The sequence below is a fragment of the Kitasatospora sp. NPDC029367 genome, from assembly GCF_055569135.1.
In genome coordinates this window covers 15,721-27,402 of the sequence record NZ_JBVHYH010000002.1, presented here as the reverse complement: position 1 = coordinate 27,402, position 11,682 = coordinate 15,721, and the positions used below count along the sequence as shown (strand labels likewise).

12 protein-coding genes are annotated in these 11,682 nt (G+C 74.6%); 5 read left to right on the top strand and 7 right to left on the bottom strand.

From position 1 onward, the window contains the following. Positions 1 to 56: 56 nt before the first annotated feature. The 5 genes from ACZ4W5_RS02345 to ACZ4W5_RS02325 are packed head-to-tail and all read right to left on the bottom strand — an operon-like array spanning position 57 to position 6,221. On the bottom strand, positions 57 to 839 hold the full coding sequence (locus ACZ4W5_RS02345; RefSeq protein ID WP_360226346.1) for an alpha/beta fold hydrolase: 783 nt from the start codon (positions 837 to 839) through the stop codon (positions 57 to 59). A 34-nt stretch (positions 840 to 873) separates the two neighbouring features. Then, a complete protein-coding gene (locus ACZ4W5_RS02340) occupies positions 874 to 1,941 on the bottom strand; it encodes a DNA polymerase III subunit beta family protein (RefSeq protein WP_465652258.1) in 1,068 nt (355 codons plus the stop codon). Between the two features lie 34 nt (positions 1,942 to 1,975). Beyond that, positions 1,976 to 2,857: an RNA polymerase sigma-70 factor gene (locus tag ACZ4W5_RS02335; protein WP_465652256.1), complete on the bottom strand. Its 882-nt coding sequence runs from the start codon at positions 2,855 to 2,857 to the stop codon at positions 1,976 to 1,978. 14 nt (positions 2,858 to 2,871) lie between these two features. Then, on the bottom strand, positions 2,872 to 3,072 hold the full coding sequence (locus ACZ4W5_RS02330; protein WP_360226355.1) for a hypothetical protein: 201 nt from the start codon (positions 3,070 to 3,072) through the stop codon (positions 2,872 to 2,874). Continuing rightward, the gene (locus tag ACZ4W5_RS02325; protein ID WP_465652253.1) at positions 3,069 to 6,221 is read right to left on the bottom strand and encodes a DEAD/DEAH box helicase; all 3,153 of its coding nucleotides are present in this window, start codon (positions 6,219 to 6,221) and stop codon (positions 3,069 to 3,071) included. Before ACZ4W5_RS02325 ends, ACZ4W5_RS02330 begins: the two co-directional genes overlap by 4 nt. 228 nt (positions 6,222 to 6,449) lie before the next feature. Here ACZ4W5_RS02325 and ACZ4W5_RS02320 point away from each other — a divergent pair, with 228 nt between their 5' ends. Further along, positions 6,450 to 7,055 carry a YceI family protein gene (locus ACZ4W5_RS02320; protein WP_465652251.1) on the top strand — a complete coding sequence of 202 codons (606 nt, stop codon included), beginning with the start codon at positions 6,450 to 6,452 and terminating at the stop codon, positions 7,053 to 7,055. Positions 7,056 to 7,156: 101 nt separating this feature from the next. Here the strand turns inward: ACZ4W5_RS02320 and ACZ4W5_RS02315 are convergent, their stop codons facing one another. Next, positions 7,157 to 8,143 (bottom strand): LysR family transcriptional regulator, encoded by a 987-nt coding sequence (locus tag ACZ4W5_RS02315; RefSeq protein WP_465652249.1) that lies wholly within the window; start codon positions 8,141 to 8,143, stop codon positions 7,157 to 7,159. A 129-nt stretch (positions 8,144 to 8,272) separates the two neighbouring features. Here ACZ4W5_RS02315 and ACZ4W5_RS02310 point away from each other — a divergent pair, with 129 nt between their 5' ends. Continuing rightward, positions 8,273 to 9,526, top strand: a complete 1,254-nt coding sequence (locus tag ACZ4W5_RS02310) for an MFS transporter (RefSeq protein ID WP_465652247.1) — start codon at positions 8,273 to 8,275, stop codon at positions 9,524 to 9,526. A 9-nt stretch (positions 9,527 to 9,535) separates the two neighbouring features. Further along, positions 9,536 to 10,015 carry a macro domain-containing protein gene (locus tag ACZ4W5_RS02305; RefSeq protein ID WP_402488248.1) on the top strand — a complete coding sequence of 160 codons (480 nt, stop codon included), beginning with the start codon at positions 9,536 to 9,538 and terminating at the stop codon, positions 10,013 to 10,015. On the opposite strand, the gene ACZ4W5_RS02300 is transcribed toward ACZ4W5_RS02305, so the two are convergent. Next, entirely contained in the window at positions 10,000 to 10,575 is a 576-nt protein-coding gene (locus ACZ4W5_RS02300) for a GNAT family N-acetyltransferase (protein WP_465652244.1), read from the bottom strand. The genes ACZ4W5_RS02305 and ACZ4W5_RS02300 overlap by 16 nt on opposite strands. 32 nt (positions 10,576 to 10,607) lie before the next feature. On the opposite strand from ACZ4W5_RS02300, the gene ACZ4W5_RS02295 reads away from it, so the two are divergent. Further along, positions 10,608 to 10,757, top strand: a complete 150-nt coding sequence (locus ACZ4W5_RS02295; RefSeq protein WP_402488243.1) for a hypothetical protein — start codon at positions 10,608 to 10,610, stop codon at positions 10,755 to 10,757. Between the two features lie 10 nt (positions 10,758 to 10,767). Then, the gene (locus ACZ4W5_RS02290) at positions 10,768 to 11,568 is read left to right on the top strand and encodes a TetR/AcrR family transcriptional regulator (RefSeq protein WP_465652241.1); all 801 of its coding nucleotides are present in this window, start codon (positions 10,768 to 10,770) and stop codon (positions 11,566 to 11,568) included. Positions 11,569 to 11,682: the final 114 nt, after the last annotated feature.

Below are 11,682 nucleotides of genomic sequence, written 5' to 3'. Positions count from 1 at the left end.
GTGGTGCGGGGGGTGGGGTGGGGTTGGTGGGGGTGGGTGGGTCGGTTGGGGGCGGGTCAGGCGAGGTGGGGGAGGAGGAGGGTGGTGAGGGGGGTGGGGGTGCGGAGGGGGAGGTAGTGGTCGGCGGCTGGGAGGAGGTGGTGGTGGGCGTGGGGGATGTCGGTGGCGAGGCGGGCTGCGATGGTGGCGATCTCGGGGTGGTCGTGGGTGCCGTGGATGATCAGGGTGGGGGTGGTGATCCGGGTGAGGTGGGATTCGGCGTCGCGGGGTGGGGCGCCGGTGAGGTGGTGTTCGCTGGTGATTCGGCGGGCCGCGTTCTCGGTGACCATCGTCTCGATGAGGTCTCCGCCGGGGGCGGTGCGGCCCAGGGCGGCCCAGACGGAGAGTTCCAGTGCGGCGAGGGTGGCGGCGTCGCCTCGGCGGCGGGCTTCGGCGTAGGCGGTGGTGTCGGGGGTCGGGGGCCAGTGGTGGCCGCTGACGGAGGCGCCGATCAGGGTGAGGGAGGCCACCCGGTCGGGATGGGCGAGGGTGAAGTCCAGTGCCGTTTCGGCGCCCATGCTGAGGCCCACCAGGGCGGGGCGGGCCAGGTCGAAGTGGTCCAGGACGGTGCGGAGGTCGGCCAGGTCGTCGAAGGGCTGCTGCGGGGGTGCGGAGCGGCCGAGGCCGCGGGCGTCGTAGCGGATCACGTCGTGGTGGCGGGCGAGGGTGGGGGTGACGGCGTCCCAGAGTCGGGAGTCCATGCCCGAGCCGTGCAGGAGGACCACCGGGCTGCCGGTGCCGCTGCGTTCGGCCCAGAGTCGGCCGCCGTCGGGGGTCGGGACTTCGTGTTCGGTCCTCATGCGGAGGATCCTTGCAGGGGCGGGAGTTGGCGGGTCAGGCGGGAAGGCGGATCGGCATCAGGACGGAGAAGGTGCCGGTTCGGCCGGGGGTGCGGATGGCGAGGGGGGTGATCGGGCCGCCGAGTTCGAGGAGGAGTTGTTCGGGGTGGGCGGCGCGGAGGGCGTCGAGGAGGAAGTCGCGGTTGAGGGCGATGTGGGGGGCGTCGGGGGTGGGGTCGGCGGTGACGGTGAGGTGGCCGTCCTCGGTGAGGGTGAGCACGGTGACCTGGCAGTCGGCGCCCTGGGGGCCGGAGGGGAGGGTGCGGGTGACGCCGGTTTCGACGGCGGTGCGCAGGGCGGTGGTGGGGAGGGTGACGCTGTGCTGGGGGGCGAGGCGGGTGAGGGCCCGGTGGTCGGGGTAGTCGGTGGCCGGGACGGTGCCCTCGATGCGGTGGTCGGGGGTCTCGGCGCGGAAGGTGTCGGCGCCCAGGGTGAGCACGACCTCGGTGGGGGCGGCGGGCAGCAGGGCGCGCAGGGCGTCCACCAGGGCGGTGGGGACGGTGGTGCCGGGGGTGGGGTGCTGCGGGGCGCCGGTCGCGGGGAGTTCGGCGAATGCCATCCGGTAGCGGTCGGTGGCGACCAGGCGCAGGACCGGGCCGTCCGGTTCGAACAGCACGCCGGTCAGGGCGGGTTGGTCGGGGTCCTTGCAGACGGCGAAGCGGACGGCGTCCAGGGCGGCGGCCAGGCCGTCGGAGCGGACGGTGAGGCGCGGGGTGGTGGTCATCGGGTGCTCCCTCTGCTCGATCGTCGTGCGGATCAGGGAGAGCTCGCGGCGGGCGTCGGCCAGGCCGTCCTCCAGGCGGCGCAGGTGGGCGTCGAGGACGCGTTCGGCCTGGTGGCCGGAGAGGACGGCGCGGATGTCGGCCAGCGGGAGGCCGACCCGGCGGAGCCGGACCAGCAGGCGGGCGTCGGCGAGTTGGGCGGGCCGGTACCAGCGGTAGCCGGTCTGCGGGTCGACCCAGGCGGGGGTGAGCACCTCGGCGCCGTCGTAGTAGCGCAGGGTGCCGACGCCCAGGCCGCTGGCGCGGGCCAGTTCGCCGATGCTGTGCAGCTCGCTCTCCATGCCGGTGACTCTCGGGGCTCGACCTGGTCGAGGGTCAAGCGAGGTGGGTGAGCTTGTCGGGGTTGCGGATGGCGTGGATCGAGCTGATCAGCGGCTCGCCGTCCGGGCCCTCGGTGAAGTCGAGGACGGAGACGGAGTCGACGGCGCCGTTGACGGTGATCAGCACGCCGGGTTGGCCGTTGACCAGGACGGGGCGGACGGCCGCGGCCTCGCCCAGCTGGCGGAGCACGCCGAGCAGGAAGCGGGCGACGTTGTCGGCGCCGGTGACCGGGCGGAGGGCCGCGCGGATCACTCCGCCGCCGTCGCTCCAGGTGGTGACGTCCGGGGCGAGGAGTTCGAGCATCCGGTTGAGGTCGCCGCCGACGCAGGCCGAGAGGAACTCGTCGGTGGCCCGGCGGCGCAGCTCCGGCGGGGCGTCGTAGCGGGGGCGGCGGGCCCGCACGTGGGCCCTGGCCCGGCTGCCGACCTGGCGGCAGGCCGCCTCGGTGCGGTCCAGGGCCTCGGCGATCTCCGGGTAGGAGAAGCCGAAGGCCTCCTTGAGGACGAACACCGCCCGCTCCAGCGGGGAGAGGCTCTCCAGCACGACCAGCAGGGCGAGCGAGACGCTCTCGGCGCGCTCGATGTCATCGGTGGCGTCGGGCTCGGAGACCAGCGGTTCGGGCAGCCAGGGGCCGACATAGGACTCGCGGCGGACGGCGGCCGAGTCCAGCCGGTTGAGGGCGAGGTTGGTGACCGTACGGGCGAGGTAGCCGGCGGGGCTGGCGACCGGGCCGGTGACCCCGCTCCAGCGCAGCCAGGTGTCCTGGACCAGGTCCTCGGCGTCGGCGACGCTGCCGAGCATCCGGTAGGCGATGCCGAAGACCATCCGCCGGTGCTGTTCGAAGGCGGCGAGCTGCGTGTCGGGGGTGTCGGTCACGTTCGGACGCTACCTCAGGAGCGGAAGGCCTGGTAGGCGGGGGCGAGCAGGGTCGCCAGGTCGCGGCCGTGGACGGTGATGCCGGAGCGGCCGAGGCGGTCCAGCGACGGTTCGTCCGGTTCCTCGTCCGGGGCCTGCGGCAGGGTGAAGTCGCCGCGCCAGTAGGCGGCGACGTTGACCGTCGGGGCCTTCGGGGGCGGTGCCTGGTCGGTCATGCGTCCTCCTCGGCGACGGCGTCCTCGCGGGTGAGGGTGACCAGTTCGCGCAGGGCCTCGGCGGGGAGGTCGGTGAGCCAGTGCTCCCCCGCGCCCACCACGGTGTCGGCCAACGCCCGTTTGGCGGTGAGGATTTCGTCGATCCGCTCCTCGACGGTGCCGACGCAGACCAGGCGGCGGACCTGGACGTCGCGGCGCTGGCCGATCCGGAAGGCCCGGTCGGTGGCCTGCTCCTCGACCGCCGGGTTCCACCAACGGTCCAGGTGGATCACCTGGTTGGCGGCGGTGAGGTTGAGGCCGGTGCCGCCGGCCCGCAGGGAGAGCAGGAAGACCCTGGGCCCGTCCGGGGACTGGAAGCGCTGCACCAGCTCCTCGCGGCGGGCCCGGGGGACGCCGCCGTGCAGGTGGAGGACCTCCTCGCCGAGCCGGCGTTCCAGGTACGGGCGGAGCATGGTGCTGAACTCGGCGTACTGGGTGAAGACCAGCGTGCGGTCCCCCTCGGCCAGCGCCTCCTCCAGCAGTTCGGCAAGCCGGGCAACCTTGCCCGAGCGCTCGCCCAACGGCGAACCGTCGTGCAGCAGTTGGGCCGGGTGGTTGCAGACCTGTTTGAGCTTGCCGATCGCGGCCAGCACCGTGCCGCGCCGCTCCACGCCCCGGATCCCGTCCACCCGCTGGAGCAGGTCGGCGACCACCGCCTGGTAGAGCCCGGCCTGTTCGGCGGTGAGGTTGCACCAGACGGTCATCTCCTGCTTGGCGGGCAGCTCGGCCGCCACCGCCGGGTCCGTCTTGAGCCGGCGCAGCACGAACGGGGCCGTGCGGCGGCGGAGTTCGGCGGTGCGCTCGGGGCTGCGGTGCAGTTCGACCGGGATCGCGTAGCGCTCCTTGAAGCGCTCCGCCGGGCCGAGCAGGCCGGGGTTGGCGAAGTCCAGCACGGCGTGCAGTTCGGCGAGCCGGTTCTCCACCGGCGTGCCGGTCAGGGCGATCCGGTGCCGGGCGACGGGCAGCGCGCGGATCGCCCGGGACTGGGCGGTGCCGGTGTTCTTGATGTGCTGCGCCTCGTCGGCGACCACCCGGCGCCAGCGGATCGCGCGGAGCGCGGCGAGGTCGCGCTGGACCAGCCCGTAGGTGGTGATGACCAGGTCCGCTCCCCTTGCCGCCTCGGCGAGTCGATCACCACCGAGGCGGTCGGCGCCGTGGTGGACGTAGCGGCGCAGGCCGGGGGCGAAGCGCTCGGCCTCGCGCTGCCAGTTGCCGACCAGGGACATCGGGCAGACCAGGAGGGTGGGGGCGTCCGATCCGGACTGTTCGGATGCCAGGAGCGCGAGGGTCTGGACGGTCTTGCCGAGGCCCATGTCGTCGGCCAGGACGGCGCCGAGGCCGAGTTCGGACATGGTCCTCAGCCAGGCGAGTCCGCGCTGCTGGTACGGGCGGAGCTCGGCGCGGAAGTCCGGTGGCAGGGCGGGGACTTCGGGGGTGGCGGGGGCGGTTCCGGCGAGCAGGTCGCCGAGCGGGCCGTCCACCCGGACGCCGGTGACCGGCAGTCCGGCGACCGTCGCCTCCGGGTCGAGGGCGAGCCGCAGCAGGTCGGCGGTGGCGAGCAGGCCGTCGCGCTGCTCGGTGAGGAAGGCCAGGGCGGCGGCGATCTGGGCCGGGTCGGCCTCCAGCCAGGCGCCCCGGACCCGGACCAGCCCCTGTTTGGCGGCGGCGAGTTCGGCGAGCTCCCGCTCGGTCAGCGGGGTGCCGTCCGGGCCGAGGGCGGCCTGCCAGCGGAAGGCGACCACGGCGTCCCGGTCGACCTGGCTGGTGACGGCGAGGGTGCCGGGCGCGGGCGGGGTGGTGGCGCGCAGGGCGAGCCCGAGCCGGGGGCGGCGGCGCCACCAGGAGGGCAGCAGCACGCCGAATCCGGCCCCGGCCAGGGCGGGCGCGGCGGTGCGCAGGAAGTCGAGCGCGCCGGCCCGGTCGAGCGACAGGGCGGACGGGCGGGAGCGGTGACGCAGCCCGTCCAGGACGGGCCAGCGGTGGGCGGCGCGGGCCAGTTCGGCGACCAGCACGTCGACCGGGCCGGCTACGTCGCCCCCGGGGGCGGCCGGCGCGAGCTTGCGGTCGAGAGCGGCGTGGGCCGCGCCGCCCTCGTGCAGCTCGGCGGCGCGGACCAGCAGCGAGGGCTCGTCGACGGCCTGGAGCAGGAACTCCAGCTGCCAGGCGTCGTCGGAGGGGCGGCCCTCCGGGTCGTCGTCGGCGGGGCCGAGCGGTTCGACCAGGCGGAAGCAGAGCCGCAGGGCGGGGTCGGCGGGCTCGGCGGTGGCGTACCAGTCGGCGATCCGGCGGCCCAGCTCGGCGAGCTCCCCGGGCGGGGCGTCGACCTCCCCGGAGGGGGTGGCGAGGGCGTGCAACCAGCGGTCGGCCGGGGCCGGGCCGGGGGCGGGGAAGGGGGTGTCGGCCAGGGCGGCCCGGGCTTCGGCGTCGACCAGGGCGCCCAGGGCGGCCTCCAGCAGCGCCTCGCCGGTGCCGGCGCCGGTCGGCCACTCGCCCAGCAGGACGGGTGGGCAGCCGGCCGCCAGGGCGGCGGCCTCGCGGCGCCCGGCCGGGGTGGGGTCGGGCCGCCAACGGGCCCGGGGGCGGCCGTCGGCGAGGACGGGCAGGGGCAGCACCCGGCCCCGGCCGACCGCCCGCCAGGCGAGGTCGTGCACCCCGGTGAGCCAGCGCAGCGAGGGCCCGTAGACCACTTCGACCCGGCCGGTGCCGGGCAGGTCGGTGTCGGTGACGGCCCAGTGCGGGTCGTGCACCTCGCCGAGCAGCTGGGCGGCGGCACCGGCCTCGAACAGCAGGGCGGGCACCCGCCAGGGGGTGAGCGCGGCGCCGCCGCGCGGCGGGGTGACCGGCAGGTCGGGCGAGGGGGCGGGCAGGGCGCCGACGGTGGGCAGCAGCAGGGTGGCCCAGCGTTCGGGGGCCTGCCCGGCGAGCCAGCCGAGGCCGGGCCCGATGCCGCCGAGCACGGCGGCCAGGCGGTCGGCCGGGCAGGCGTACGGGTGGGCGCGCGGGGCGGGCCGGTCGGGGCGGGGTTCGGTGGCGCCGGGGTAGGAGCGGGCGTCCTCGGCCCAGAGGGCCAGCCAGCCGTCCGCCCGCCAGAGTGCGTGCAGGACGAACATGCGGGGGGCCTCTCGGGGCGGGTGGGAACCGTCCTTCGCAGCCTAGTCGGAGGGTCGGACAGTGCCCGGCGGACCGTCCGGTGGCCCTCGTGGGACCGGGCGGCTGGGCCGTTCGGGTGATTCGGCGGAGTACTTCCGGAGTTGTGGTTGAAACTTGAACGAAAGCGTCGTACGGTGGAGCCAAGAAGTTGAAGCCTAAACAAATGGCTTCGAACCCGAGGAGGAGCCATGGGCCTGTTCAACCGCACCAAGACCGCCACCCCCGCCGCCGTCCAGACCCCGGCCGGCCCGGACCTGTCGCACCTGACCGGCGACTGGGCGATCGACACCACCCACAGCGAGATCGGCTTCGCGGTCCGCCACGCGATGGTCACCAACGTCAAGGGCCGCTTCACCGACTACGAGGGCAAGCTGCACCTGGACGGCGCCGAGCCGCACAACTCCTCCGCCGAGCTGGTGATCAAGGTCGCCAGCGTCGACACCAACCAGGCCCAGCGCGACGAGCACCTGCGCACCGGCGACTTCTTCGCCGTCGAGACCTACCCGGAGATCCGCTTCCGCAGCACCTCCGCCGAGGCGATCGGCGACGACTCCTACCGGATGACCGGCGAGCTCACCATCAAGGACACCACCCGCCCGGTCGTCCTGGAGCTCGACTACACCGGCAGCGCCACCGACGCCTACGGCGCCGAGCGGGTCGGCTTCGAGGGCAGGACGGTCGTGGACCGCACCGAGTTCGGCCTGACCTACAACGCGGCCCTGGAGACCGGCGGCGTGCTGATCGGCGAGAAGGTCAAGCTCAGCTTCGACATCTCCGCCGTCAAGGCGGCCTGAACCGGCCGTCCGCGGCCACGGCGGCCCGGGCCGCCCCCATGACCCACCGTCCCTGCCCGTCCCCCCGGGGCAGGGGCGGTGCGCCGCATCCCCGGGACCGACTACCTCCCCGCGATGAGCGCGGCGTCCTCCGGCGGCAGCCAGCTGTCGGCCGGGCGATCCAACCAGCCCTCGGCAGCGCCGAGTTCGGCCGCCGCGGCGGCCAGCGCGGACAGGCCCGGGTGGCGCTCGCCGGGCCGGTGCACCAGGCTCACCAGACTCAGCGGGACCGGGTCCACCAACGGGACGTTCACCGCCCCCGGGAGGCTCGGCCCGCCGACCGTGGTCAGCATCGGATCGCCGTGCCGGGCCAGGTAGCGGGCCGTCTCGACCGGGCCCACCGGCGGGACGTACGGCTCGGCCGCCCGCAGACCGTGCTCGCGCAGCAGCCGGGCCCCGAGGTCGGCCCACTCGGTGGTGGCCGGGTTGCCCGCGCAGATGTCGACCGGGTGCCCGAGCAGATCGGCCGGGCGCAGCGCCGGGCGGCCGGCCAGCGGGTGGGTGTCCGCCATCATCACCGAGACCCGCTCCAGCCGTACGGGCCGCTGGGCGAGCCGGCCGCGCACCGGAGCGGGCAGTCCGGCGAAGCGGCCGAACGAGGCGTCCAGCCGGTGCGCCAGCAGTTCGTCGGCGGCCGCGGCCAGACCGCCGTGGAAGCGGGCCAGCAGCTCGCCCTCCGGCCAGGCGGTGCGGGCCCGTCGCAGCACCCGGGCGGCGGTCAGGTCCGGGCCGGTGACGTCGCTGTTGAGGTCGAGCAGCAGCGGCCTGGCGGCGGCACCGGCGCCCGCGCCGAACCCGGCGAGCAGTTCGTCGTGCAGGGCGAGCAGCCGGCGCGCCCCGGGCAGCAGCCGGTGCCCGGCCGGGGTGAGGTCGACGCTGCGGGTGGTGCGGGTGAACAGTGCCTCGCCGAGCAGGCCCTCCAGGGTGCGGATGTCCCGGCTGAGCGCCTGCTGGGCCACGTACAGCCGCTCGGCGGCCCGGCCGAAGTGCAGGGTCTCGGCGGTCGCGACGAAGCCGCGGAGCAGGCGGGGGTGCAGGTCGCGGGGCATGGACGGCAGATTAACAACACCGTTTGACAACACCGTGTTGTGGATGCGGCGGAACAGGTGTTGGACGCCGATCGGAGCGCGCCGCGAGGCTGGGCGCATCCCCTCCCGCCCTGCGTCCCAGGAGCCCGATTGCCCCCGCGCGCCCTCCTCGCCTCCTACCGCCGGCTGTTCGCGGCCCCCGGCGCCACCGCCTTCACCCTGGCCGGGCTGCTCGGCCGGCTCGCGCTGTCGATGAACGGCGTCTCGCTGGTGGTGCTGCTCGCCGAACGGCGCGGCTCGTACGCGCTGGCCGGGACGGTCTCGGCGGCCGGGCTGGTCACCGGGGCGATCGGGATGCCGCTGCTCGGCCGCCTGGTGGACCGGTTCGGGCAGTCCCGGGTCGCGGTACCGGCCGCGCTGTACAACGTCGTTCCGCTCACCGCCCTGCTGCTCTGCGTCCGGCTCGACGCACCGGACTGGACCCTGTACGCGTGCTGGGCCGCCGGCGCCGCCCCCAACCTCGGCGGCATGGCCAGGGCCCGCTGGGCGCACCTGCACCGGGACGACCCGGCCGCCCGGCACCTGGCCAACTCCTTCGAACAGGCCCTGGACGAACTCTGCTTCATGGCCGGGCCGGTGCTCGCGATGCTGCTCTGCACCACGGTCGCCCCCGAGGCCGGGCTGCTCACCGCCGGGACCATCGGCACCACCGGCGCCCTGCTGTTCGCGGCCCAGCGGGGCACCGAACCGCCGCTGCCGGTACCGGCCCCGACCGGCGAGCGGCACGGCTCCCCGCTGCGGGCGCCCGGGTTGCGGGTGCTGGCGCTGACCTTTCTGGCCACCGGCATGGTCTTCGGCGCCACCGAGATCACCACCGTCGCCTACGCCGACGCGCTCGGGCACAAGGCCGCGGCCGGCCCGCTGCTGGCCCTGGTCGCGGGCGGATCCTGCCTGGCGGGGCTGCTGTTCGGGCTGCTGACCCCGCGCCGGGCCCCCGGGGCGCGCTTCCTGCTCGGGGTCGCGGCGATGGCCTCGGTCCTGCTGCTGCCGCTCGCCGCCGGGCTCGGCGGGGCCGGGCTGGTGGCCCTCGGCGCGGCGCTCTTCGCGGCCGGCACGGCCACCGCGCCGACCATGGTGACCGGCATGACGCTGATCCAGGAGCTGCTGCCGCAGCGGCAGTTCAACGAGGGGATGGCGGTGGCGGTGTCCGGCATCGTGGTCGGCATCTCGGCCGGGGCGGCGCTCGCCGGGACGCTCGCCGAGCGGGCCGCGCCCGGCACCGGCTACGCCCTGCCCGCCGGAGCCGCCGCGCTCGCCCTGCTGATCGCGCTGGCCGGGCGGCGGCACCTGCGGGCGTCCGGCCCCGCGGAAAATGGGGCGCGGGTTGTCAGTGCCTCCGTCTAACTTCGAGTCATGGCGGAAATCACCTACGTCCGAGGCGATGCCACCGCGCCCCAGGGCAAGGGCGTGAAGGTGATCGCGCACGTCTGCAACGACCTCGGCGGCTGGGGCAAGGGCTTCGTGCTCGCGCTCTCCAGACGCTGGCCCGAACCCGAAGCCGCCTTCAGGCGGTGGCATCGGGAGCGGGCGAAGAACGACTTCGGTCTCGGCGCCCTGCAGTTGGTGCAGGTCGAGCCGTACGTCTGGGTGGCCAACCTGGTCGGCCAGCGCGGCATCCGGACGGGGCGCTCCACCGGGGTGCCCGTACGGTACGAGGCCATCGACACCGGGCTGGCGGCCCTGGGCGGGCGCGCGCTCGAACTCGGCGCCTCCGTCCACATGCCGCGGATCGGCTGCGGACTGGCGGGCGGGCGCTGGGAGAAGGTCGAGCCGCTGGTGGCGGCCCGGCTGTCGGCACGCGGCGTACCGGTGACGGTCTACGACGTCGGCTGACCGCTCCCCTGGCCGCTCCCCGGCCGGGCGCTCGCGGCCGGCCAGGCGTACACGTACTCGGGCAGCACCCAGCCGCCCGGGAACACCCCCTCCTGCTCCGCGATCCGCACGCCGCCCTCGCGCTCGTAGAAGGCGATCGCGCGGGTGTTGGCGCGCAGCACCTCCAGGTACAACTCGGCGGCGGGGAACCGCTCGGCGAGTTCGGCGCGGGCGGCGGCCAGCAGTTCCCGGCCGATGCCACCGCCGGTGAGGCCCGGGCGGACGTGCAGGTTGTCCACCAGCACCCGTCCGTCGGCCTGCGGCACCAGATAGACGAACCCGGCCGGCTCACCGGCCCGTTCGGCGACCAACAGCACGGGCGTGTTCTCCGGCGGCCCGTAGTCCACCGCCAGGCGCAGCTCCCACAGTTCGCGCCGCTGGGCGGCCAGTCCGTCCCCGATCGCCTCGTCGGGGACGATCCCGCGATAGCTGGTGCGCCAGCTATCGGCGTGCAGGTCCGCGACGTCCGCGGCGTCCTGCACCCCGCCGTACCGAATGGTGGTCCGTTCCGGACCGGTCATGTGACGAGCCTCCCACGAAGATGGAGTTGAACATGTTCAACCGTACCGTCTACAGTTCTGGCAAGCTTTTGAACGTGTTCGAAATGACGGGGGACGGGTTCGTGGCACCGGATGCGGAGGGGACATCCGGTGCCACTAACACCGACAGCACCGACACCGGGTGGAACCTCGTCTCCGGTTAGGCTCGTGCCTGTGGACGACCTGGCAGCGACGAACCGAACGGACGGCGAGAAGGGTGCGGCCGACGCCTCGGCCGCACCCGGCGCGGACGCTGGGCCCATGCCCGGCGGCCGGGCCCAGCCCAAGACCGACAAGAGCGAGGCGACCCGGGCGCTGATCCTGGAGACGGCCATGCGGCTGTTCCAGGAACGGGGCTACGAGAAAACCACCATGCGAGCCATCGCCACCGAGGCGGGCGTCTCGGTGGGCAACGCCTACTACTACTTCTCCGCCAAGGAATTCCTGATCCAGGGGTTCTACGACCGGATGACCCACGACCACGCGACCGAGGCCAGGCAACGCATGGCCCACACCCGGGACTTCGCCGAGCGCCTGGAGGTCGCGCTGACCTCCTGGCTGGACACGGCCGCGCCGTACCACGAGTTCGCCGCGCAGTTCTTCCGCACGGCGGCCGACCCGACCAGCTCACTGAGCCCGTTCTCCAACGAGTCCCACCCGGCGCGGGCAACCGCCGTGGAACTGTTCCGTGACGTGCTCCAGGGCTCGGACCTGGCGCCGAAGCTGGACACCGAACTGGTCGAGCTACTGCCCGACGTGCTCTGGCTGCACCTCATGGTCGTGGTCCTCTACTGGGTCTTCGACCGGACCGAGGACACCGAGCGGACCAGGGAGTTCGTCCGCCGCTCCACCCCGATGGCGGCCCGGGTGATCAACCTCTCGCGCTACCGGGTGTTCCGGCCGATCGTCCGTGACGCCAAGGGCCTCATCCATGACTTCATCCTGCCCACCATCGGGAAGACCGTCGTCAAGTAGGCGCGGGGGCACCTGAGTTGCGAAGGGCGGAGGGGGGGGGGGGGGGGGGGGGGGGGGGCTCGTGTGTGTTTCTTTTCCTCGTCCTCCCCTCCCTCTGCCTCTTTTTCCCCACAC

What these genes read in the sequence shown, in the direction of transcription:
- ACZ4W5_RS02345 (WP_360226346.1), bottom strand. Translation starts at nt 839, where the DNA reads ATGAGGACCGAACACGAAGTCCCGACCCCCGACGGCGGCCGACTCTGG.
- ACZ4W5_RS02340 (WP_465652258.1), bottom strand. Translation starts at nt 1,941, where the DNA reads ATGGAGAGCGAGCTGCACAGCATCGGCGAACTGGCCCGCGCCAGCGGC.
- ACZ4W5_RS02330 (WP_360226355.1), bottom strand. Translation starts at nt 3,072, where the DNA reads ATGACCGACCAGGCACCGCCCCCGAAGGCCCCGACGGTCAACGTCGCC.
- ACZ4W5_RS02325 (WP_465652253.1), bottom strand. Translation starts at nt 6,221, where the DNA reads ATGTTCGTCCTGCACGCACTCTGGCGGGCGGACGGCTGGCTGGCCCTC.
- ACZ4W5_RS02320 (WP_465652251.1), top strand. Translation starts at nt 6,450, where the DNA reads ATGGGCCTGTTCAACCGCACCAAGACCGCCACCCCCGCCGCCGTCCAG.
- ACZ4W5_RS02315 (WP_465652249.1), bottom strand. Translation starts at nt 8,143, where the DNA reads ATGCCCCGCGACCTGCACCCCCGCCTGCTCCGCGGCTTCGTCGCGACC.
- ACZ4W5_RS02305 (WP_402488248.1), top strand. Translation starts at nt 9,536, where the DNA reads ATGGCGGAAATCACCTACGTCCGAGGCGATGCCACCGCGCCCCAGGGC.
- ACZ4W5_RS02300 (WP_465652244.1), bottom strand. Translation starts at nt 10,575, where the DNA reads ATGACCGGTCCGGAACGGACCACCATTCGGTACGGCGGGGTGCAGGAC.
- ACZ4W5_RS02295 (WP_402488243.1), top strand. Translation starts at nt 10,608, where the DNA reads ATGTTCAACCGTACCGTCTACAGTTCTGGCAAGCTTTTGAACGTGTTC.